At 52.5% G+C, this 23,569-nt stretch carries 16 protein-coding genes, 1 tRNA gene, 3 other RNA genes and 5 pseudogenes; 13 read left to right on the forward strand and 12 right to left on the reverse strand.

Annotation, left to right across the window (positions count from 1 at the left end):
• Positions 1-149: 149 nt before the first annotated feature.
• The 4 genes and pseudogenes from GTU79_RS15645 to rssB form a co-directional block, all read right to left on the reverse strand.
• Positions 150-1,156: pseudogene (locus GTU79_RS15645) on the reverse strand (NAD-dependent epimerase).
• 21 nt (positions 1,157-1,177) lie between these two features.
• Positions 1,178-2,504: pseudogene (locus GTU79_RS15650) on the reverse strand (UDP-glucose dehydrogenase family protein).
• 46 nt (positions 2,505-2,550) lie between these two features.
• Complete coding sequence (gene galU / locus GTU79_RS15655) at positions 2,551-3,459, reverse strand: UTP--glucose-1-phosphate uridylyltransferase GalU (RefSeq protein WP_203521259.1); 909 nt, start codon at positions 3,457-3,459, stop codon at positions 2,551-2,553.
• A 211-nt stretch (positions 3,460-3,670) separates the two neighbouring features.
• A complete protein-coding gene (gene rssB, locus GTU79_RS15660) occupies positions 3,671-4,684 on the reverse strand; it encodes a two-component system response regulator RssB (protein ID WP_132921373.1) in 1,014 nt (337 codons plus the stop codon).
• Positions 4,685-5,136: 452 nt separating this feature from the next.
• Here rssB and GTU79_RS15665 point away from each other — a divergent pair, with 452 nt between their 5' ends.
• The 7 genes from GTU79_RS15665 to xthA all read left to right on the forward strand — a co-directional run bounded on the left by GTU79_RS15665 (position 5,137) and on the right by xthA (position 8,133).
• Positions 5,137-5,601, forward strand: coding sequence for a YchJ family protein (locus GTU79_RS15665; RefSeq protein ID WP_203521258.1), 465 nt, complete (start codon positions 5,137-5,139; stop codon positions 5,599-5,601).
• Positions 5,602-5,669: 68 nt separating this feature from the next.
• Positions 5,670-6,518 (forward strand): formyltetrahydrofolate deformylase, encoded by an 849-nt coding sequence (purU, locus tag GTU79_RS15670; RefSeq protein ID WP_132921371.1) that lies wholly within the window; start codon positions 5,670-5,672, stop codon positions 6,516-6,518.
• Between the two features lie 187 nt (positions 6,519-6,705).
• Positions 6,706-6,790: transfer RNA gene (locus GTU79_RS15675), tRNA-Tyr, on the forward strand.
• Between the two features lie 43 nt (positions 6,791-6,833).
• Positions 6,834-6,965, forward strand: a non-coding RNA gene (locus tag GTU79_RS15680) — RtT sRNA.
• 43 nt (positions 6,966-7,008) lie between these two features.
• Positions 7,009-7,140: non-coding RNA, RtT sRNA (locus GTU79_RS15685), on the forward strand.
• Positions 7,141-7,183: 43 nt separating this feature from the next.
• Positions 7,184-7,299: non-coding RNA, RtT sRNA (locus GTU79_RS15690), on the forward strand.
• 27 nt (positions 7,300-7,326) lie between these two features.
• Positions 7,327-8,133 carry an exodeoxyribonuclease III gene (gene xthA, locus GTU79_RS15695; RefSeq protein WP_203521257.1) on the forward strand — a complete coding sequence of 269 codons (807 nt, stop codon included), beginning with the start codon at positions 7,327-7,329 and terminating at the stop codon, positions 8,131-8,133.
• 207 nt (positions 8,134-8,340) lie between these two features.
• Here xthA and GTU79_RS15700 read toward each other — a convergent pair whose 3' ends face one another.
• Complete coding sequence (locus GTU79_RS15700; RefSeq protein WP_203521256.1) at positions 8,341-10,272, reverse strand: DNA topoisomerase III; 1,932 nt, start codon at positions 10,270-10,272, stop codon at positions 8,341-8,343.
• Positions 10,273-10,320: 48 nt separating this feature from the next.
• A pseudogene (locus GTU79_RS15705) lies at positions 10,321-10,871 on the reverse strand (NAD(P)H nitroreductase).
• Positions 10,872-11,120: 249 nt separating this feature from the next.
• Between GTU79_RS15705 and sppA the strand changes: the two are divergent.
• The 3 genes from sppA to pncA all read left to right on the forward strand — a co-directional run bounded on the left by sppA (position 11,121) and on the right by pncA (position 14,818).
• Positions 11,121-12,971 carry a signal peptide peptidase SppA gene (sppA, locus tag GTU79_RS15710; protein WP_203521255.1) on the forward strand — a complete coding sequence of 617 codons (1,851 nt, stop codon included), beginning with the start codon at positions 11,121-11,123 and terminating at the stop codon, positions 12,969-12,971.
• 180 nt (positions 12,972-13,151) lie between these two features.
• The gene (ansA, locus tag GTU79_RS15715) at positions 13,152-14,186 is read left to right on the forward strand and encodes an asparaginase (RefSeq protein ID WP_203521254.1); all 1,035 of its coding nucleotides are present in this window, start codon (positions 13,152-13,154) and stop codon (positions 14,184-14,186) included.
• A complete protein-coding gene (gene pncA, locus GTU79_RS15720; protein WP_203521253.1) occupies positions 14,183-14,818 on the forward strand; it encodes a bifunctional nicotinamidase/pyrazinamidase in 636 nt (211 codons plus the stop codon). Before ansA ends, pncA begins: the two co-directional genes overlap by 4 nt.
• A 141-nt stretch (positions 14,819-14,959) precedes the next feature.
• Here the strand turns inward: pncA and GTU79_RS15725 are convergent, their stop codons facing one another.
• Together GTU79_RS15725 and msrB are read right to left on the reverse strand one after the other, a co-directional pair.
• Entirely contained in the window at positions 14,960-15,238 is a 279-nt protein-coding gene (locus tag GTU79_RS15725; RefSeq protein ID WP_203521252.1) for a YeaC family protein, read from the reverse strand.
• A 74-nt stretch (positions 15,239-15,312) separates the two neighbouring features.
• Positions 15,313-15,726 (reverse strand): peptide-methionine (R)-S-oxide reductase MsrB, encoded by a 414-nt coding sequence (gene msrB / locus GTU79_RS15730; protein ID WP_203521251.1) that lies wholly within the window; start codon positions 15,724-15,726, stop codon positions 15,313-15,315.
• A gap of 350 nt (positions 15,727-16,076) precedes the next feature.
• Here msrB and gapA point away from each other — a divergent pair, with 350 nt between their 5' ends.
• Positions 16,077-17,075 (forward strand): glyceraldehyde-3-phosphate dehydrogenase, encoded by a 999-nt coding sequence (gene gapA, locus GTU79_RS15735; protein WP_214513120.1) that lies wholly within the window; start codon positions 16,077-16,079, stop codon positions 17,073-17,075.
• A gap of 83 nt (positions 17,076-17,158) precedes the next feature.
• Positions 17,159-18,033: pseudogene (locus GTU79_RS15740) on the forward strand (D-hexose-6-phosphate mutarotase).
• Between the two features lie 125 nt (positions 18,034-18,158).
• Here the strand turns inward: GTU79_RS15740 and GTU79_RS15745 are convergent.
• From GTU79_RS15745 to GTU79_RS15755, 4 genes and pseudogenes are all read right to left on the reverse strand, one after another.
• Positions 18,159-19,295 (reverse strand): DUF4765 family protein, encoded by a 1,137-nt coding sequence (locus GTU79_RS15745; RefSeq protein ID WP_214513121.1) that lies wholly within the window; start codon positions 19,293-19,295, stop codon positions 18,159-18,161.
• Between the two features lie 203 nt (positions 19,296-19,498).
• On the reverse strand, positions 19,499-19,975 hold the full coding sequence (locus GTU79_RS30435) for an aldo/keto reductase (protein ID WP_253073304.1): 477 nt from the start codon (positions 19,973-19,975) through the stop codon (positions 19,499-19,501).
• A gap of 5 nt (positions 19,976-19,980) precedes the next feature.
• Complete coding sequence (locus tag GTU79_RS30440; RefSeq protein ID WP_253073305.1) at positions 19,981-20,259, reverse strand: aldo/keto reductase; 279 nt, start codon at positions 20,257-20,259, stop codon at positions 19,981-19,983.
• Positions 20,260-20,438: 179 nt separating this feature from the next.
• A pseudogene (locus tag GTU79_RS15755) lies at positions 20,439-21,157 on the reverse strand (MipA/OmpV family protein).
• Positions 21,158-21,618: 461 nt separating this feature from the next.
• Here GTU79_RS15755 and yeaG point away from each other — a divergent pair.
• Positions 21,619-23,553 (forward strand): protein kinase YeaG, encoded by a 1,935-nt coding sequence (yeaG, locus tag GTU79_RS15760; protein ID WP_132921358.1) that lies wholly within the window; start codon positions 21,619-21,621, stop codon positions 23,551-23,553.
• The last annotated feature ends 16 nt before the right edge of the window (positions 23,554-23,569 follow it).

The raw sequence follows: 23,569 nt of genomic DNA on the forward strand, positions 1-23,569 counted from the left end.
TAGCGCGTAAAAATCAATAAGCGTATAATTTGTGAGCAGGACAATGATGCATTTTGCCGATGTTTGTGCGGAAATGCTGTTCCCTCAGACGTTAAAAGCGGCCTTCTGGCCGCTTTTAACGTCTGAATGGCTCACATTGTCACAATTAGTTATTGGTGGTAATAATTCCGATACCATTGGACAAAGCGCCCTATTCCCTCGTCTATCCCGGTTTGTGGTTTAAAACCGATAGCGTTATACAAAGCCTCGGTATCGGCGCTGGTTTCCAGCACATCTCCTGGTTGCATCGGCATTAAATTTTTCACTGCCGTAATGCCGAGCGCTTTTTCCAACGCCTGTATGTATTCCATCAATTTAACCGGCTGGCTATTGCCGATATTATATACACGATAGGGTGCGGAACTTGTGGCGGGGGATCCCTGCTCAACCGTCCAAGACGTATCCGCTACCGGTGGAAGATTTTTAAAAGAAATATGGCCTTGACGATATCGTCTATATAAGTAAAATCGCGGCGCATTTCACCATGGTTATAGACATCAATGCTATGTCCGGCGAGCATTGCCTCGGTAAATTTGAATAATGCCATATCAGGTCGTCCCCATGGACCATAGACGGTAAAAAACCGCAATCCGGTGGTCGGAAGCTGATACAAATGTGAATAAGTGTGTGACATTAATTCATTAGACTTTTTCGTAGCCGCATATAACGACACCGGATGATCCACGGAATCGTCGGTTGAAAATGGTATTTTACGATTCAGGCCATAAACTGAGCTTGACGAGGCATAAAGTAAATGCCCTACCTGGGTATGACGACACCCTTCCAGGATATTCAAATGGCCGATAAGATTGGAATCCGCGTAAGCAAGGGGGTTCTCCAAAGAATAACGGACTCCCGCCTGAGCGCCCAGATGAATCACTCGTTGAAACCGCTGTTGATCAAAAAGATCGGCCATTCCCTGCCGATCGGCTAAATCCAGTTTAAAAAAACTAAAGGATTGCTTATCTTTTAATCTCTCAAGACGAGATTGCTTGAGGCGCACGTCATAATAATTATTAAGATTATCGATACCAATGACCTGATGGCCGTCAGCGAGCAGACGCTCGCTGACATGGAAACCAATAAAGCCCGCGGCACCGGTTACCAGAAATTTCATGTAACCTCTACTTGTAGGAAGTCAGCGAAGCTCCCGGCCTATGCCGTAATAAACAATGCCCCGATGAGCCAAACGTTCGGGATCATATAGGTTACGGCCGTCAAAATCACCGGCTGAGTTAACATGGACTTGATCATATCGAAATCCGGCGCACGGAAATTCTGCCACTCGGTACAAATAACCAAGGCATCGGCCCCTGCAACGCGGATTCTTTGGTGCCCATTAATTTTAAATCACTGCGATGCCCGTAAATACGCTGGGTTTCATTCATTGCTTCCGGATCGAATGCCTGCACTTGCGCGCCGGCCTGCCATAAAGTTTCCATTAAAACCCGGCTGGAAGCCTCACGCATATCATCGGTATTGGGTTTAAAGGAGAGTCCCCACAAGGCAAACGTCTTACCCTGCAGATTTTCACCGAAATGACGCTTGATAAACTGCGGCAGTTTGCTCTTTTGCTGATAATTTACATCTTCCACAGCCTGCAATAATTTCGGTTGATAACCAATTTGCTGGGAAGTCCGAATCAGCGCTTGCACATCTTTGGGGAAGCAGGAGCCGCCGTAACCGCAGCCAGGATAAATAAAGTGATAGCCGATACGGGAATCGGAACCGATGCCCTGCCGCACTTTCTCAATATCCGCCCCAAGCAATTCAGCCAGATTGGAAATTTCGTTCATAAAGCTGATTTTAGTGGCCAGCATGCAGTTAGCCGCGTATTTGGTCAGCTCGGCGCTGCGGATATCCATCAAAATCATCCGGTCGTGATTGCGGTTAAAGGGTTCGTACAGTTCCCGCAGTAACTCCACCACCTGTTCATTGTCGGTACCCACGACAATACGTTCCGGACGCATACAGTCGGCGACCGCCGCGCCCTCTTTCAGGAATTCAGGGTTTGATACAACATCGAATGTCAGCGTGCTCTTGCGGGCATGCAGGGTCTCTTGCATAACGGCGCGAACTTTATCTGCGGTCCCCACCGGCACGGTGGATTTATCCAGCACGACTTTATGATCGTCCATATATTGGGCAATCGTCCGCCCCACCGCCGTGACATATTTCAGATCCGCCGAACCGTCTTCGTCGGGGGGAGTGCCCACCGCGATAAACTGCATTACGCCGTGCCTGACGCCGGCTTCGGCATCAGTGGTGAACTTCAGTCGACCGGACTCATAATTCTGCTGCACCAAAGGTGTCAAACCAGGCTCAAAAATCGGGATATTCCCTTTTTTCAGGTTTTCCACTTTTTGTTCGTCGATATCCACACAAAGAACATCATGACCGACTTCCGCCAAAACAGCCGCTTGCACCAAACCAACATAGCCGATACCAAAAACAGTCACTTTCATGTTGAATATCCTTGTTGAAATTTAACCCTGAAAATTTTTAAGTGTATTAATCTACAATGGTTTCTTTGAGCCATTGTGAAAATTCTTTTCCGAGAGTTTCATGACGGATACCATATTCAACGAAAGCTTCCATATAGCCCAATTTATTACCGCAATCATGGCTAATGCCTTTAAGGTGGTAAGCTTCAACTGTTTCTTTTTCCATCAGCAAAGCGATGGCGTCAGTGAGCTGAATTTCATTGCCCGCTCCCGGAGGCGTTTTTTCCAACAGGGTCCAAATATCGGCGGACAAGACATAACGACCCACTACGGCTAAATTGGACGGAGCTTCATCGGCGGTAGGGTTTTTCAACACAATGACCATAAGGGCGCTTTTACCCCGGTTTCGTTCTTTTCCCTGGCAGTCCACTACGCCGTAATTGGTCACATCGACAACCGGCTCAACCATAATCTGGCTGCGTCCTGTTTCTTCGAAGCGGGACAGCATTTCGGTTAAATTGTCAGTTTTCAGATTGGATTCAAATTCGTCGATAATCACATCCGGCAAAATTACCGCCACCGGTTCGTCGCCCACTAACGGGTGCGCGCATAGAACCGCATGGCCCAGGCCTTTGGCCAAACCTTGCCGAACTTGCATGATAGTCACATGGGGCGGACAAATCGCCTGTATTTCAGCCAATAATTGCCGTTTAACACGTTTTTCAAGCATCGCTTCAAGTTCAAAGCTGGTATCGAAATGGTTCTCAATGGAATTCTTGGATGAATGGGTCACGAGGATGATTTCATTAATGCCCGCAGCGATACACTCATTCACTACATATTGAATCAGTGGCTTATCAACCAGCGGTAACATCTCTTTCGGGATGGCTTTGGTCGCAGGCAGCATTCGTGTTCCTAATCCCGCCACCGGGATTACCGCTTTTGTTACTTTGAAATTTGTATTAATAGCAGACATCAACCACCTCTCTCATTTCGCCAAGATAATAAAATTTCATTTATCTAATTTTAAACCCGATAAGTATACCAGTTTAGACTGTTGGCGGGCGGCGTAAGGCGGCATATGACAAAAAATTAGGACAATTACCCATTTTTATAAGATATTGAAAAAAGAATAGATTGGATAGAACTTAGCCCCATTACCGGCATCAGCATTCAGCCGCCGGAATTTAATCGGTAGATAACATTAACCTTAAACGTCCCCCGGCGCCCCAGACCTGGCATTGCCATTCGGTGCAATGTTCACTCACCTGGTTGAGATAGGCATTGTTCATTGTGCCCAGAGGGACGCCGCTATTGAGTTCGATTTGATGATCATTGGCGGTAAGCGTAGCGTTCAGGCCAGCCGACACTAAAATCAACTTATTGAGTCCGCGGTGATAATACCCCACCAGCAATGGGAACTGTCCGTCCAGATTGGCCTTGCGCAACAGCTGATTTACCTGTCTTAGCAAGGTGGAGAGTTCCGGCAACCGGTGCGAACGGTTGGCAATATGCGCCTGCAACAATCCGTTAAATAAGGCCCGTAGCAGTAGGGCCGCCAATACGCCTTTTTCTTCCGCCCGGGTGACATCCAGGCAATAAAAGGCTAAATCATGCTCGGACAATGCGGCGATATCCAGTACCAGCCCCGGCTGTTCAGCCATGGTCAACTGGCGATAATTTACCCGGCAACGGGCAATATTCTGCTGTACCGGCGGCTGTAGCTGTTTCAGTAGTTTGGCAGCGGCGCCAGGATGTTGGCTCAGTGCATCCCAATCCTGGAATAATTGTTCTTCTTCATCCACTTGCGAAGTAAACATGTCGGGATAAAGACAGCCAAGCACGGTTTCCCGTAAGCGGCCAAAATCGTCAAGGGGCTTGAGCAAAACGTCTTGCACGCCCAGGCGCAGTACCTTGGCAATATCGGTCATCTGATCGGTACCGGATACAACCAGCACCGGAGTGGCGGCATCAAACGCACGAAAACGCTCTACAAAAGTCAGCCCGTTCATTTCAGGCATTTCCAGGTCGCAAATCACCAGATCGGGACGCGTGGAGGGCAGCATATCCAACGCTTCCCTGCCATGAGACGCTTCATGGACTTCGGCACCCATCGATTGCAGAAATTGAGCCAGCACGGATCTGAATACCGCCTCGTCCTCAATCACTAATATTTGTTTGTTTTGTAATGGCTTTACCATCAAAGACCCTTATTTCAATCAGCTTAATAGTGGCTCAGTCTCACCACTTTTACTTATAAGAAATGTCAGGGGCTGATTAGTCTGTCACTCATTATTCAATCAATCACTTGTCAACCGTACACAGGGTCCTTTTCTGTCCTGATACCCTTACTCTCAACCGGTCGGATAACCCTAACCTTAGCAAAAACGTTCTTGCCTAAGTAAGGAGCGTAGTAGCCATTAGGTAAAATGCATCTTATCCGGGCAAAATGATGTCCGTTCCCGCCCCCATTGACAAGGACAATCTACCATTCCTTTGAAATAGTTGGAGTTTGGAAAAACAACGGCATCGTATTTTGCAATGATCAAAATCAACATTTATGCTCGTTGGCACGGGATGGCCGATGACTGGGATACAAGCATAGGGTAAAGTCTATTATCCTCTAATTTCTATCGTTATCACCAGGAGTTTTGTGGAAGATTTATGTCACTGCGGCAGCGGTTTACTTTTCGATGAATGCTGCAAGCCGTTCATCAACGGTCACCGCTTTCCGCTTAAGCCGGTGCAGTTAATGCGTTCCCGTTATACCGCTTATGTATTACACAATCTTGATTATTTAATCTCAACCTGGCATCCCGATTGCCGCGCTGAACAATGGCGAGACGATATCGCGGCGAATTTTCCCCTCACAGAGTGGAAGGGATTAACCATTAAAGATGAACGTGCCGGTAAAAACGGCCATGAATCCTATGTGGAATTTATCGCCCTTTTTTATGACCGGCACAACCGGCGGCCCGGTTTTATTCATGAACGGTCACGCTTTGTTCAATTGAACGAACGCTGGTATTATATTGACGGCATACATCAGCAGCCCCTGAGGAATGCCCCTTGCCCTTGCGGCTCGGGTAAAAAATACAAAAAGTGTTGCGGGCAATAACCCGGTGGGATTTTATCCGACCGCTTGTTAAAACGGATTCCATGAGTTTGTATAGGATTGGCACGTCAATGCAGTCGCAAATAATCCAGAGAAAAATATTACGCACCATTTGCCCGGATGCCAAGGGCCTGATAGCTCAAATCACCAGCATTTGCTTTAATCATCAATTGAATATCGTGCAAAACGACGAGTACGTTGATCATCGCAGCGAACGCTTTTTCATGCGCACCGAATTGGAAGGCCGGTTTGACGATGAGCGCTTGCTGAACGATTTGGACCGGGTCTTGCCGGAAGGCACAATACGGGAACTCAATCCCGCCGGACGTCGCAGGATAGTCGTTCTGGTCACCAAGGAAGCGCATTGCCTGGGTGATTTGCTGATGAAAAGCGCCTACGGCGGACTGGACATGGACATCGCCGCGGTTATCGGCAATCACGATACCCTGCGCACGCTGGTTGAACGTTTCGATATTCCGTTCCATCTGGTGAGCCACGACGGTTTTAACCGCGAAGAGCATGACGCGCGCATGATGGCGCAAATCGACGCCTACGCGCCGGATTATGTCGTGCTGGCAAAATACATGCGTGTTCTGACACCGCATTTCGTGCGTCATTACCCTAATCGGGTAATCAATATCCACCATTCATTCTTACCGGCTTTTATCGGCGCACGCCCCTATCAGCAGGCTTATGAGCGGGGCGTTAAAATCATCGGCGCCACGGCCCATTACGTGAATGATAATCTCGACGAAGGCCCGATTATCTGCCAGGACGTGATCAATGTCGATCATACCTACACCGCGGAAGATATGATGCGCGCCGGGCGGGATGTGGAAAAAAATGTCTTGAGCCGCGCGTTATACCGCGTATTGGCGCAGAGGGTCTTTGTCTACGGCAATCGCACCATTATTTTTTAAATGAATTGACGGTCCGGCCGCCCCCTTTACGGCCGGTTTGCCGTTAAAAAAACGGCTTAACAGGGAATTTCTCCGGTTCGTGTCGAAAAAATCGGCAAGTGAATAATTTCCCGGTTATTTTTTCTTTACAGCGGCGTTTCATTTGATATGATGCGCCCCGCTTGATGCGTTATTTGTTTCAAGGCCTGGTGGGGTTCCCGAGCGGCCAAAGGGAGCAGACTGTAAATCTGCCGTCACTGACTTCGAAGGTTCGAATCCTTCCCCCACCACCATCTAAAGAATGTCTCCGATAAACCCGTCTACTCCGAACACAGCATCTTCCCCATTGGGGGATGGATGAGAACCTTCGACCAAGGTTCGAGCCGAGCAACGCGAGACAACGTCGCGCCAGCGCGACGGCCCGAAGGGCGAGGAACGAAGTGACGAGTAATCCTTCCCCCACCACCATCTAAAGAATGTCTCCGATAAACCCGTCTACTCCGAACACAGCATATTCCCCATTGGGGGATGGATGAGAACCTTCGACCAAGGTTCGAGCCGAGCAACGCGAGACAACGTCGCGCCGGCGCGACGGCCCGAAGGACGAGGAACGAAGTGACGAGTAATCCTTCCCCCACCACCATCTAAAGAATGTCTCCGATAAACCCGTCTACTCCGAACACAGCATATTCCCCATTGGGGGATGGATGAGAACCTTCGACCAAGGTTCGAGCCGAGCAACGCGAGACAACGTCGCGCCGGCGCCGGCCGTTTGAATGGCGCCGCTTTTCTGCTACCATCATTGAAATCCCCCGATATGGCGCAAAAAATGAAGTTTGTCTCCTTTAATATCAATGGACTGCGTGCCAGACCCCATCAGTTAAGCGCGATCATTGAGCAGCATCGGCCTGATGTGATCGGCCTGCAGGAAACCAAGGTCCATGACGATATGTTTCCTCTGGAAGAGGTGGCGCAACATGGCTATCACGTGTTCTACCATGGACAAAAAGGCCATTATGGCGTGGCACTGTTATGCCGGGAGCAGCCGCTGGCCATTCGCCGGGGTTTTGCCGGTGATGATGCCGACGCGCAGCGGCGCATTATCATGGCCGACTTCGTGACCGAAAAAGGCATACTCACCGTGGTGAATGGCTACTTTCCACAAGGGGAAAGCCGCGATCATCCGGTCAAATTCCCGGCCAAAGCCCGTTTTTACCAGGATTTGCAGGACTATATCCAGCAGAATCACCATGGGGATTCACTGCTTCTGGTGATGGGGGATATGAACATCAGCCCCACCGACCTGGATATCGGCATCGGCGAAGAGAGCCGCAAGCGCTGGCTGCGCACCGGCAAATGCTCTTTCCTGCCGGAAGAGCGGGAGTGGATGGCGCGGCTGCTGGACTGGGGCCTGGTGGATACCTTCCGCAGCCGCAACCCGGACTGTCGCGATCGCTTCTCCTGGTTCGACTATCGCTCCCGTGGTTTTGATGAAAACCGCGGTCTGCGCATCGACCTGCTGCTGGCTTCGATACCGCTGGCGCAAACCTGCCTCGCCACCGGCATTGATTACGATATACGCGCCATGGAAAAACCCTCGGATCATGCGCCTGTCTGGGTGGATTTTGCCCTGTGACAGGACCAAATCAGCGGGTGCTGAACGTGGTGGCCGCGATAATTGAGCACGAGGGCAGGATTTTGCCGGCCAGGCGTGATGACCGGCGGGATAAGCCGGGTCTGTAGGGATTTCCCGGCATATTGACGTTACACTGTCACAGTGAGTTTCACTGGATTGACCCCATGGACGATGACTTATATGCCTTGGCAAAGGCCGATACTTCACTTACTCCGCTGCTCCCTTACCGGATTTTCGCGTCCGCCGCCTGGGCTTGGCGTCCTTGCCGGCCGGCGAGGCTGCCGGTAACCCGAGCAGCGACGGGGGCGGCGGCTGTTGCCGCACCTGATGGATCAATCCGCGCAGCGTCTCTGTCAGCGGCACCATAAAATCCTGATAGCGGCACTGTTTCTCACTGATCTTGGTTAAGGTCGACTCCCATTGCGCAGTCATATCCGGACTGGCCGCGCTCTCCGGCAAGGCATGAATCAAACCGCGGCCGCTTTCGCTGGACAAGATGTTACGGCCCTTTTTATATAAAAACCCCCGCTTGAACAATAATTCGATGATACCGGCCCGGGTGGCTTCGGTACCCAGCCCATCGGTGGCCCGCAGGATTTTTTTCAACTCCTTATCCTGCACGAACCGGGCGATACCGGTCATAGCGGACAATAAAGTCGCGTCATTAAAGGGCCTGGGCGGCTGCGTTTCCCTGGACACCACCTCTCCCGACTCGCATAACAATTCATCGCCTTTTTTCACCACCGGCAGCGGCGTACCGTCGTTCTCCTCATCGCGCTCTTTTGCCCCGAGCAGGGTACGCCAACCGGCATCCGCCAGAAAACGGGATTTAGCCACAAACTTGCCGCCGGCGATGTCCAGATTAATGATACAGCGTCGAAATACCGCATCGGCGCAAAACTGCATAAGGTATTGACGGCAGACCAGTGCGTAGATTTTTTTCTCATCGTCGCTCAGAGCGATTTTGCCACTGCGCGCGGTGGGGATGATGCCATGGTGCGCATCCACCTTTTTATCATCCCAACAGCGATTTTTTTGCGTCGTATCCAATGTCGCCTGGGCCATCAGCTCCGGCATATGCGCATTGATAGCGTTCAGCACCCCCTGCCGGCCGGAAAAATGCTCTTCCGGCAGATAGCGGCAATCGGAGCGGGGATAGGTAATCAATTTGTGGGTTTCATAGAGCCGCTGGCACATATCCAATACCTGCTGTGCGCTCATGCCGTGGCGTTTTGCCGCTTCGATTTGCAACACAGACAGGGAAAACGGCAGCGGGGGCGTTTCTGACTCCCGTTTATCCTGAAAGAGCGTAACGACGGCCGGTTGTCCGGCAATGCGGGATACCACATGATCCGCCAGCGGCCGGTGGAGCAGCCGCCCCTCCTCATCCTGATAGGATTCGCAGGCTTCACTCGGCACCCAGAGCGCGATGAACCGTTCCTGTGACGGTGTCACAATATGTGCTTTGACTTCAAAAAATGTCTTCGGCACAAAATTTTCGATTTCCTCATCGCGGCGGACCACCAGCCCCAGTACCGGCGTTTGTACCCGTCCGACGGACAGCACTCCCTGGTAGCCGGCGTTGCGGCCCAGCAGAGTATAGGCGCGGGTCATATTGATACCGTACAACCAGTCGGCCCTGGCGCGCGCCAGGGCCGATACGCATAACGGCACAAATTCCCGGTTTTCCCGCAGGCGGCTTACCGCTTTGCTTACCGCCGCCGGATTCAGATCGTTCACCAGGCAACGTTTGGCGTTACGGCGCTTTTCATCGTCCAGCGCCAGATAATCCAGCACCTCATCCACCAGCAATTGCCCTTCGCGATCGGGGTCGCCGGCATGAATGACTTCCGACGCCCCGGCCAGCAGCCGTTTGACCACATTCAACTGTTTCAATACCGAGGGACGGGGCTGTAGCTGCCATTTGTCCGGCACAATGGGCAAATCCGCCAGGGACCAGCGGGCATAGCGTCCGTCATAGGCGTCGGGCTGGGCCTGTTCCAGCAAATGTCCGATACACCAGGTCACCATATGATCCTGGCCGCAGGCGATGAACCCGTCGCCCCGGCGATGGGGCTGCGGCAGCACGTCGGCGATGGCCCGCGCCAAACTTGGTTTTTCAGCGATAAAAAGCTGCATTTCTCACCCTGGAAAGAAATTGTTACTGAAAATTTTACGCTCTCCGGGTCAGAAATGACGGACAAAAGGCTCGGTTTCAGGAGGTAATATGGTGGTGGATGCCTTCAGCTGCGGCGTGCCTAGATAAAGAAATCCGACGATTTCATCCTGCTCGCGACAGCCGAAAGCCGCTTTAACATCCGGCTGGGTCGCCCATAGGCCGGTGCGCCAGATACCGTTGAAGCCCTGGGCCAATGCCGCCATCTGCATCGCTTGCACCGCGCAGCCGGCGGAGACTACCTGTTCCCAGCGGGGGACCTTGGTTTGGGTATCGCACCAGGCCAAAACCGCTATAATCAGCGGAGCCCTGAAAGGCGCTTGCCTGGCTTTTTCGACGCCCTTTTCATCCATTTTCGCGCCTAGGGCGGACTGGTACAGCAGTTCGCTCAGCCGCGTGCGGCCTTCGCCTTCGATAATGACAAAACGCCAGGGCTGCAATGTGCCATGATCCGGCGCACGCATACCGGCACGGATGATATTATCCAGTACGGTGCCTGCGGGGCAGGTTCAGCCAGCCGAGATGCGGAACGGCGATTTAGCAAAAGTTCTAATGCATCCATTACTTACTCCCGATGTTATTCATGCTTATAACGTTAACATACGGCCGCCGACGGTAACAGCATGACGCTTTTAAACCGAATTTTTATCTTTTTTCATGCTGACATTTAGCGGGCGGATCTTTAGGATACCTGACAATGAACTGATATCGCCATTATGAGCGAATAATGACCCGTTCACGCGTTGATCGCCGGCGCCATGGTTAAATTTTACAATACGAATCCTGCACTAGGTTGTTTTATGGAGAGCACATGCGCACATTGTGGCGAATAATATCCAGCCCGTTTCGTTGGGCCTGGCGTTTGTTGAATTTTATCCGCGAATTTATCCTTAACCTTTTTCTGATTTTTATCATCGTCATCTGTGTCGGTATCTACCTGCAGGTGCACCGATCCGCGCCGGAACCGGGCAAAGGCGCGCTGCTGGTGGATCTTACCGGCGTGGTGGTTGAAAAACCTTCGATGAACAATAAATTCCGCCAGATTGGCCGTGAACTATTAGGCGCTTCCAGTAACCGTTTGCAAGAGAATTCCCTGTTTGATCTGGTGAATCTGCTGCGGGCGGCCAAAGAAGATCAGAACATTACCGGCCTGGTGCTTTCCTTGAAGGATTTCGCCGGGGCGGACCCCACTTCGCTGCAATATATCGGCAAGGCGCTGCTTGAGTTCCGCGACAGCGGCAAGCCCATTTTTGCCGTGGGGGACAGCTACAATCAGTCACAATACTTTTTGGCCAGTTTCGCCAATAAAATCTATCTGACGCCGCAGGGCGCGGTGGATCTACACGGCCTGGCCACCAATAATCTCTACTACAAAAGCCTGCTGGATAAATTGAAGGTTAACACGCATATTTTCCGCGTGGGCACCTATAAATCAGCGGTGGAACCTTTCCTGCGCGACGACATGTCGCCGGCGGCCCGAGATGCGGATAGCCGTTGGCTGGGCCAGATATGGGCGCATTATCTCGATACCGTCGCCGCCAACCGGCAGATTACGCCACAGCAGCTGTTCCCCGGCGCGCCGGCGATGCTGGCGGATCTGAAAGCCGTCGACGGGGATACCGCCCAGTTTGCCCTGCACAATAAATGGGTGGATACCGTGGCGTCCCGTTATGCCATCGAAACCGAGCTAACTAAGACCTTCGGATGGAACAAGCAGAAAAAGGCCATAAATGCCGTCAGCATGTATGATTATCAGATGCAGAAGCCATCGGAAAAAGGCGAACAGATCGCGGTTATTTTTGCCGACGGCGCCATTATCGACGGACCGGAAACCCCCGGGTCGGTAGGCGGCGATACCACCGCCGGTCAGATTCGCGATGCCCGGCTCGATCCACACATCAAGGCTATTGTATTTCGCATCAACAGTCCCGGCGGCAGCGTCAGCGCTTCGGAACTGATACGTTCGGAACTGGAAGCGGCCCGTGAATCCGGCAAGCCGGTTGTGGTGTCCATGGGCGGCATGGCCGCTTCGGGGGGGTATTGGATTTCCACCCCGGCCAATTACATCATTGCCGCCCCCAGCACGCTTACCGGCTCCATTGGTATTTTCGGCGTCATCAATACCTTCGAAGATACGCTGGGCAGCATCGGCGTGCATACCGACGGGGTGTCCACCTCGCCGTTGGCGGATTTGTCAGTTACCAAAGCCCTTCCGCCGGAGTTCTCACAAATGATGCAGTTGAACATCGAGAACGGTTATAGAAACTTTATCACCCTGGTGGGTAAAGCCCGCAACAAGACGCCGGAAGAGGTGGACAAAATCGCCCAAGGGCATGTCTGGATCGGTAGCGATGCCAAAACCAACGGACTGGTGGATCAACTGGGGGATTTCGACGATGCCGTGGCGAAAGCCGCCGAATTGGCCAAATTGAAGCAATATCACCTCAATTGGTATATCGAAGAGCCCAGCCTTATTGATCTGGTTTTATCGCAAACCAGCGCTTCGATTTACGCCCGTCTCCCGGCGACCATCCAGGCCTGGCTGCCCGCGCCGTCCGGCCAGATAGCCGCACTATTTTCCGCCCAGCCGGGTTTGCTGACCAACCTGAACGATCCGCAAAACCGTTATGCCTATTGCCTGTCTTGCGGCGACATTCAATAAGCGGCCATCGCCGGCGGCCGTCAATGCCGCCGGCACCCTAGGCCATGGGGCTGGTGTTATTGCTCCGTGGCCGTATAATTGAGGCTATACACTAAATAATTCACCTTGCAGGTAAGCCAAAGCACCTGCAAGGTGAAAGATGACGGGTATATCGCCCCGTGAGAGGCCGTGCCTTTCCCCATGCAAAAAAAATCCATTTATGTCGCCTATACCGGCGGTACCATCGGCATGCAGCGCTCTGATAACGGCTATATACCGGTATCGGGCCATTTGCAGCGCCAGTTGGCGTTGATGCCGGAATTCTATCGCCCGGAAATGCCCGATTTTACCGTTCATGAATACGCCCCGCTGATTGATTCCTCCGATATGACGCCAAACGACTGGCAGCATATCGCCCAGGACGTGGCGGAACACTATGAGAACTATGACGGTTTTGTCATCCTGCACGGCACCGACACCATGGCCTTCACCGCCTCGGCGCTGTCGTTTATGCTGGAAAACCTGGCCAAGCCGGTCATTGTCACCGGATCCCAGATCCCCCTGGAGGCGCTGCGCTCAGACGGCCAGACCAATTTGCTCAACGCGCTATACCTGGCGGCCCATTATCCGGTAAACGAGGTCAGCCTGTTTTTCAACAACAAGCTGTTTCGCGGCAACCGTACCACCAAAGCCCATGCGGATGGTTTTGACGCCTTCGCCTCCCCCAACCTGCCGCCGCTGTTGGAAGCGGGTATCCATATTCGTCCCGTGGCGCCGCCGCTGCCCCACCGCCCCGGCGCCGAACTGATTCTTCATCCCATCACCCCCCAGCCGGTGGGTGTGGTGACGCTCTATCCGGGCATTTCCGCCGATGTAGTGGGCAATTTCCTGCGACAGCCGGTAAAAGCATTGATTCTGCGATCCTATGGCGTCGGCAACGCGCCACAGCATCCGGCGTTGCTGGATGAGCTGCGGCAGGCGGTAGCGCGCGGCAGCGTCGTGGTGAATCTCACCCAGTGCTTCTCCGGCCGGGTGAATATGGGCGGCTATGCCACCGGCAACGCTCTGGCGCGATCGGGCGTTATCAGCGGCTTCGATATGACGGTTGAAGCGGCGCTGACCAAACTGCACTATTTGCTCAGCCAATCGCTCCCGGCCGATGAGATCCGGCACATCATGCAACAGGATTTGCGCGGCGAGCTGACCGGCGATGATATAAGCGGAGAAACAGCATGAAACAGGCTTTGCTGCTGATTGATTTGCAAAATGACTTTTGCCCGGGCGGCGCTCTGGCGGTTCCCGAAGGCGATAAAGTCATTGCGGTGGCGAATCGAGCCATAGCGTTCTGTCGCCGGGAAGACATACCGGTCGTGGCATCACTGGACTGGCATCCGTCAAATCACGGCAGCTTTGCCGTGAACTCCGGCGGACGGGTGGGTGAAATCGGGCTGCTGGATGGTCTGTCCCAGGTATGGTGGCCGGTGCATTGCGTACAGGATACCACCGGGGCGCAGTTGCATCCCGAACTGGATGCAGAAGGCATCCGCCGCCGCATCTATAAAGGCCGTCAGGCCGGCATCGACAGCTACAGCGCTTTTTACGATAACGGTCATCGAGCCCAAACCGAGCTGCACGCCTATCTGCAGGCCCAAGGAATCCATAGCCTCTCCATCATGGGCCTGGCGACGGATTATTGCGTGAATTATACCGTGCTGGACGCCCTCTCGCTGGGCTACGCCGTGGATGTTATCTTAGACGGCTGCAGGGGCGTGGACCTTCATCCCGGCGACAGCGCCAGGGTATTGGAAGAGATGCAGCGCCTCGGAGCGGGACTTATCACCCTGGCAGAGTTCACCGCCGGATGCTGAAGGCCGGGTGGTAGACATCTGCGGTGCCGGATCGCCGCGATACCCGTCCCTGCCCGCGCCACGCCGAATCGCTACCTATGCAGGCATGCCCTAACCGCGTTTATCCGGCTTGAACCGATACAAAAGCAGAACCGCGCCTCATTAATCCGGCTTGGCTCGAAAAATCTCCGGCGGCTCGCCGGTGAATTCCGCCAGCAGTTCCCGCTTGCTTTTCATTACAATGCTGCCGTCGGTACCGATGCTCATATGCTCCGGCCGGTGATTGTTTCTGGCCTGCCAAAGCATGACTATTTGCAGGCAAAGCTCTTTTTGTTCTTCGGTAAGGCGAACGCCGTCAGGCCATTTTCCCAACTCCACCGCCGTCAACAGCCTCTGGTAGATTTCCGGGGTCAGGGTTGCCATTAGCGCGTCGACATCCATGAATTTCTCCTTAGGGGAATATCTGCAACATGAATAATTAGCTGAATCGTTAAAGCGATAAACTTGACAGAGTGTCAGCCGCTGATCTCTTCGCCATTGTCCTGGTCTTTGAAACGCAGGGAGGCGGAATTCACGCAAAAGCGGGCACCGGTAGGCTGCGGTCCGTCAGGGAAAACATGTCCCAAATGGGCATCGCAGGCGCCGCAACGGATCTCTACCCGGTGCATGCCGTGGGAGTCGTCATCCAGATAGCGGATGGCGGTATCGCTTACCGGCTCATAAAAACTCGGCCAGCCGCAGCCGGAGTCATATTTGCTTGCAGAATAAAACAGCGGCGCATTGCACACCAGGCAATGGTACTGCCCGGTCCGCTTGTTCTCCAGTAATTTACCGCTGTAGGGCGGCTCGGTGCCCCGCTGCTGCGTGACATACCGCTGCATTTCGGTCAATGAGTCCGTAGGCGGTCGTATCGATTCGTCGTTAGCCATAAGTGCGATTCCCGGACGGTTAATGGAATAAAGCGGGTCAAAACCGGCTCATTATAACAAATAATTAACAACATCGGAGACATTTTTAGCTTAAACTAGGGAACGAGAAACAACGTGAGCGGCAAGTGTGATGAACATCACATTTAACTGACAGGTGCAGTTTTAATTGAGGTCGAACGACCTCATATTATTCGTAGCTGAGCAGGCAGCGGAACGAACGATTAACGTTCGAATGGTATTGTCGGGTTTGATTTGTAGCAACTATTGACACGATTCCGCTTGACGCTGCGTGAGGTTTTTGTAAATTTACAAGCAACCTTTTATTCACTAACAAATAGCTGGTGGAATATATGACTATCAAAGTAGGTATCAACGGTTTTGGCCGTATCGGCCGCATTGTTTTCCGTGCTGCGCAGGAACGTGACGATGTGGAAATCGTCGGAATCAACGACCTGTTAGATGCTGACTACATGGCTTACATGCTGAAGTATGATTCAACCCACGGCCGTTTCAACGGCACCGTGGAAGTCCAGAATGGCCATCTGGTTGTTAACGGTAAAACTATCCGTGTTACCGCAGAGAAAGATCCGGCTAACCTGAAATGGGGCGAAATCGGCGTCGATGTAGTCGCAGAAGCCACCGGTATCTTCCTCACCGACGAAACCGCTCGTAAGCATATCACCGCCGGCGCAAAGAAAGTGGTGTTGACCGGTCCTTCCAAGGACAATACCCCGATGTTCGTCATGGGCGTCAACCACAAGTCCTATGACGGCCAGGATATCGTTTCCAACGCCTCATGTACTACCAACTGCCTGGCCCCGCTGGCTAAAGTGCTGAACGACAAATTCGGCATCGTCGAAGCCCTGATGACTACGGTCCATGCCACCACCGCTACCCAGAAAACCGTTGACGGCCCGTCCCACAAAGACTGGCGCGGCGGCCGCGGCGCATCCCAGAACATTATTCCGTCCTCTACCGGCGCGGCTAAAGCGGTGGGTAAAGTTATCCCTGAGCTGAACGGTAAACTGACCGGTATGTCATTCCGTGTTCCGACGCCGAACGTGTCCGTAGTGGATTTGACCGCTCGCATCGAAAAAAGCGCAACTTATGAAGAAATCTGCGCCGCGATGAAAGAAGCGTCCGAAGGCGAACTGAAAGGCATCCTGGGCTATACTACCGATGATGTCGTCTCTACCGATTTCAACGGTGCAAAACTGACTTCCGTATTTGATGCCAAAGCCGGTATTGCTTTGAACAAGACCTTTGTCAAACTGATATCCTGGTACGATAACGAAACCGGTTACTCCAATAAAGTGCTGGATCTGATTTCCCATATCGCCAAGAAATAATTGCCGATAGCAAATATGTATGGGGCGACAGCGATGTCGCCCTTTTTATTTGATCCGTTTCCTCATTTCAATAGGGCCCGAAAATGTACGACACTCTTTTTGCGTTACCCGTTAAAGAACAGCTTTCTTCATCGGTCAGCCTGCGCCAATTGGATCAACTGCCGGTCATCGTTATCGATCATCCCTGGTTCGGGCGGCGGTCACGTTACAGGGCGCACATCTTATCGCCTGGCAACCCGCCGGCGAGGAAGCGGTTTTATGGCTGAGCGAAGCCAGTGCGTTCAAAGACGGCGTGGCCATTCGCGGCGGCATCCCTATCTGCTGGCCCTGGTTTGGCAAAGTAGCCAGCCCGAATCACGGCTTTGCGCGTATTTTGCCCTGGCAGCTAAGCGAACATCACGAAGACGAGGGTCAGGTCAGGTTAACCCTGACGCTGCATGACAGCACCGCCACCGAACAGTATTGGCCGAAACCCTTTACCCTGACGGCAAAATATGTCCTTGGCAAGACCTGTAGCGTCGAACTTGAGGCTCAGGGGGATTTCCAAAACACCACTGCCCTGCACAGCTATTTCAATATCGGCGACATTACCCAGGTCAAAATCAGCGGCTTAGGCGATAGCTATATTGATAAAGTCAAAGACGGCATCACCGCGCAGCAAAAAGGCGAGCTGGGGTTCAGCGGGGAAGAAGTGGACCGGGTTTATACCCATCCTGAATCGGTTAGCCAGATCCACGATCCGCTGCTTAAACGGATTATTGAGATTCACCACCACAATCACAGCGACGTGGTGGCCTGGAATCCCGGTGCCGCGTTAGCGAAGCAAATAGGCGATATTACCGATGAAGGTTATAAAACCTATGTCTGCGTCGAGACCGCGCGCGTCAACGACCCGCTGGCGGCCACCGCCTCCGCCCCGGCCCGTTTGTCCACGGTGATCAGCCTGCGCAAGGCATAATGGCAGGACGGCATGGCGTTGGAAAGCGTAGCGCAGGATCTGTCGTCACGCTGCCGCCAATCTGAATAAGGCACTGGTTGCAGTGGGAAATAGTCATTGCAACCAGGCTGCGCTTCATGGCTGAATTACCCCGCCGCCCGCGCCAACAATAGGTGTCCCCGTTTTGTCAGGTTCCCGTTTTTGTCTACATAATGCCGCCAGCGACAAAGGGTCAGGCCTCGTGTTTTGACATACCCTTTCTGTCCGCCGGAGGCCCAGCGCAGCTCTTCGGACATTCCCACCCAGGCACGCACGTTCGACGCCAGCAGTTTTTCATCCATTGGGGCGGCGGCCTGCGCCATCAGCCTGTTGCCACGATTCGTCAGCCGTCCGGTTGCCCCGATGTACCGACGCAGCTCCCGGTAAGCCACTCCTTCTTCTTTGGCGAAGCGGGCCATTTCACCCCGTGGCAAAGCACCCTTTCCCGTTAGGGCGCTCCAGCGCAGGACTATGTTTGTTATGTCCTTTTTACCGAAATGCTCGTTCGCATACAATTTAGTCGAGAACGTGACCTCCGGCGGAGTTTCAACACTGGCAGCGGGGGGGATACAATGCGAGAGCACCAGCAATGGCATATAACGCATCAGAGAGGGAAAGGGCCATGCCGTTTCCCGCATGATCAGGTTAGTATATTCCGCCGCGCCGGCCCAGCACTCAGCCTCGTTGGCGTTGAAATTTTGCAGAAGCGCCCAGACCATTTGAGACAGCAGAATCTGCAGCGCATTGGATACATCGTGCCCTTTAACCGGATAACATGTTTGCTGGCGTCCGCTACCACCCCGCATAAAGACGAACTCCGCCTTTGGCAGGCCCTGAAATGAGGGCGTAATGCCTTCTTGAAGCAATACTTGCCAGCGCTCGGGGGCGCCCCCCTTCTCCAGAACAACTTTCCAATGATTAAAAAGCCGCCGAAACGTCCGGCTGAGCCGGTATATTTCCATTAACGGCTCTTTCACCAAGGTTTCAATTACCGGCTCAGCAGGTAAAAAAAATTTATCATAGAGGGCGAGAGAAGCGATGATCCGCTCTTCTCCCCGTGCAATGAGATCCAATTGACGCCGCAGGTCCGAGGGATTGCGCGCCTGCAGATCAAGTACTTCATCTTTTGGATAGCGCCTTGCCATCGCTCTTGCGTACGCTTCGGTATCCCAAGAAGGAATACCCGATGGAAGCTGGACGGTACGGGGGCTGTAAGAGGACAGACCGTTCAAAATTGAAAGCATATCTCACCGTTTTTCATCCTTGTTCGGCACCTAGTTCTTATCCTGTTACCTTAACGTTTAATGCTATAAGTTGCGTTTGATTTTCCGTTAATTAAATATTTCATCAAAGGGCAGGAATAAAGCGTCAGCGCCGCGCGGGACCGCGCGGCGGATTGAGGTCGATGGTGACGCCCGCGGCGCGAAGGAGCGGGCGCGACAGAGGATCAAACGATATCGAGATGTGTTTTTCGCTTGGGTGCCGGAAAAGCTTCATCCAGCGCCTGTAGCTGGCGGGGGCTTAATTCTATGCCCAGCGCCCCGGCATTTTCCTGAACGTGGGCCTCGCTGCCGGCTTTGGGTATGGCAATCACTCCGGGTTGACGTATCACCCATGCCAGCAATACCTGTGCAACCGTTACCTCCAGTTCCTGGGCAACGGACAATACCGCCGGGCTATCCATTAGACCGTTACGCAGTTTCCCGGCCTGCGCCAGGGGGCAATAGGCCATTACCGGCAGTGACTTTTGCTGACACCAGGGCAGCAGGTCATATTCGATGCCCCGGGAAGCGAGGTGGTATAAAACCTGATCGGTCATGCAGGCGGTTCCGCCGGGCAACGACCACAGTTCCCGCATATCCGACAAATCCAGGTTGGAGACACCCCAGCGTTTGATTTTTCCCGCCTGCTGTAAATGTTCCATGGCGGTTATGGTATCGGCCAGGGTATATTCCCTCGCCAGTGCAATAAATAAAGATCGATAACATCGGTTTGCAGGCGGCGCAGGCTGTTTTCACAGGCGGTGACGGCTTTCTGCCCCCGGCGTTCTGCGGGTAGACCTTGGACACCAGAAAGACCTCGTCCCGCCTGCCGCGAATGGCTTGGGCCACTACTCTCCGCCCCGCCGTCGGCATACATCTCGGCGGTATCAATTAATGTCAGTCCATGATCGAGACCAAATTGTATCGCGCGCGCTTCCTGCGCCATATTGCCGGACCGTTCCCCATATACCACGTGCCTTGGCCAATGGCGGGCACGGAATATCCGTCGGGAAAAATCACCTGTTTCATGGTTATAGGCCCTCCTGTTCTCATGAATCACGGTAATCGCACTCTTTGATGCAATAAACTTTAAACGCTTTATAATGGGGCAATGTCTGCACTATATTAGAAGCGATAGGTCAATCCGACCCCCACTGTGGTTGTGGAATTGGCGTTTACCATCGGACTATCTTTAACTTCACCATTCAAGCGGGCATACCGGGCCACCAGCGAGGCGCGCCAGCTATCAGTCAAGGCGTAGACAGCGGTCATTTCCAGGTAAGGGGACCAGCCGTCATCGGCCTGGTATTCGTTTAAGCCGCTGCGCCGGGACTCATGCGGGCTGACGCCGAAGTAATAATCGTTTTGCTTGCCGCTGGCCCAGGCTGCCCCAATACCCGGCAAGAGCGTCAGCCTGTCAAAGGTAAATGGGTAGAGATAGGCTAAATCAGCGGTAAAGCCATTGCTTTCATTAAGGATATCACCGAGGTATTCGGTGCGGATAATTCCCCAACTGGCGTTGAATCGGTAGCGTAATCCGGCCATAGCGGTGGAACGGCGTTTATCCAGCTGTTTCATATAGCCGTAATCGTCATCGCCTGGCTTGAAACGGAAGGGGGAATAGGCTACGGCTAATGATAATTGATTTTGTTGATCTTTCCACAGGTAATAACCGGCGCTGAGCCCTTGCAGATAGACACTGTCGCCGTCGTAATTGATAAGAGGAAAAGGAAAGATCTTTCCATCTTCCCTTTATACGGAGAGGTAGAATAGAGCGCCGAAGCGCCCAAAGACCACGTGCCGGCTAAGGCAGTCGGCACATAGAGCGCCACCGCAGCGGCTATAGCCCTATTTTAAACGTGTTACTTTTCACGATGTAAGTTTCCCTTAATGTAAAAAGCACAACGGCTACAACCAATCTAAATTAGAAGTGTAAAGTAAAGCCTTGGTCATTGTCGGTTATTTACAGAAACGAACAATTAACATCTAAATTATATCCTAATTTTCTATAAACTATAACGGAATCTGTTGACAGCCTCACAGACCGCGCCACAATGGGATCTGATAGATATTTCGGCAACTGAGTCATTGATATATCTTAAAAAGCGTTAACACTTAAATGACATTTCCAAGATGCCAACTAAACTTTATCTTAGAGAAAGATTTTACCTGAGAGCGGTTACGGCAAAGCGGCTACAAGTTGGCATAGTGGTTGCTGTACTCAGAAGGGATTTTTTTCAGGAGCCGCAAAATACCAATTTAGCTCCTTTTTAACCTGTGCTAATAACGAAGGACGGGCATCGCCATGAACATATTTGACCAGTATCGTCAGCGCTACGAAGCTGCCAAGGACGAAGAGTTCACCTTGCAGGAATTCCTGGCTATCTGCCGCCAGGATCGCAGCGCGTTCGCCAATGCGGCTGAGAGGCTTTTAATGGCAATCGGTGAGCCAGTTATGGTTGACACCGCTCAGGAACCGCCTCTCTCCCGGCTATTTTCCAACCGCGTTATCGCACGCTACCCTGCCTTCGAAGAATTTTACGGCATGGAGGAAGCCATTGAGCAAATTGTCTCGTATCTGAAACATGCCGCTCAAGGGCTGGAAGAAAAGAAACAGATTCTGTACCTCCTCGGCCCGGTGGGGGGCGGTAAATCCTCCCTGGCGGAACGCTTGAAGTCATTGATGCAGCGTGTGCCTATTTATATACTGAGCGCCAACGGCGAACGCAGCCCGGTGAATGATCATCCGCTCTGCCTGTTCAACCCGCTGGAAGACGCCAATATCCTGGAAAAGGATTATGGCATCCCCCACCGTTATCTCGGCACCATCATGTCGCCTTGGGCGGCCAAGCGCCTGCACGATTTCGGCGGCGATATCACCCGCTTCAGGGTAGTAAAGGTATGGCCGTCTATCCTTGAGCAGATCGCCATCGCCAAAACCGAACCCGGCGATGAAAACAACCAGGACATTTCCGCTCTGGTGGGCAAGGTGGATATCCGCAAACTGGAAGACCATGCCCAGAACGATCCCGACGCCTACGGTTATTCCGGCGCACTGTGCCGGGCCAACCAGGGCATCATGGAATTCGTGGAAATGTTCAAGGCCCCCATCAAGGTGCTGCATCCGTTGCTGACCGCCACCCAGGAAGGCAACTATAACGGCACCGAGGGCATTGCCGCCCTGCCGTTCAACGGTATCATCCTGGCGCATTCCAATGAATCGGAATGGGTACAGTTCCGCAATAATAAGAACAATGAGGCCTTCCTCGACCGTGTTTATATCGTCAAGGTGCCTTATTGCCTGCGGGTATCGCAGGAAATCAAGATTTATGAAAAACTTATCAGCAACAGTGAACTTGCGGAATCACCCTGCGCGCCCGGCACGCTTGAGACATTAGCGCGTTTTTCGATTCTGTCGCGCTTGAAGGAACCGGAAAACTCCAGCATTTATTCCAAAATGCGGATATATGACGGCGAAAGCCTGAAGGATACCGACCCGAAAGCAAAATCCTACCAGGAATACCGCGACTACGCGGGTGTGGATGAAGGCATGAACGGCTTATCAACGCGTTTCGCCTTTAAAATCCTCTCCAGGGTATTCAATTTTGATCACGGCGAAGTTGCCGCTAACCCGGTACACTTATTCTATATTCTTGAACAGCAAATTGAGCGTGAACAGTTCCCCCAAGATATTGCTGAAAAATATCTCGAACATTTAAAAGGGTACCTTATCCCCAAATATGCCGAATTCATCGGCAAGGAGATACAAACCGCTTATCTGGAATCTTATTCCGAGTACGGACAGAATATATTTGATCGCTACGTTTCTTATGCGGACTTCTGGATTCAGGATCAAGAATACCGCGATCCCGATACTGGCCAATTATTCGATAGGGAAGCATTGAATGCCGAACTGGAAAAAATTGAAAAGCCCGCCGGGATTAGCAACCCTAAAGATTTCCGTAATGAAATCGTTAACTTTGTCCTTCGCGCCCGCGCCAACAATAGCGGACGGAATCCGAATTGGACCAGTTATGAAAAGCTCCGTACCGTGATTGAGAAAAAAATGTTCTCAAACACCGAAGAGTTGTTGCCTGTTATTTCATTTAATGCGAAAACATCTACAGATGAGCAGAAAAAACACGACGACTTTGTGGATCGCATGATGGAGAAAGGCTACACCCGCAAACAGGTGCGCCTGTTGTGCGAATGGTATCTGCGGGTAAGGAAATCGTCTTAAACGCGGCGCTAAGACG

It is taken from the genome of Sodalis ligni, from assembly GCF_016865525.2.
Taxonomy (GTDB): domain Bacteria; phylum Pseudomonadota; class Gammaproteobacteria; order Enterobacterales; family Enterobacteriaceae; genus Acerihabitans; species Acerihabitans ligni.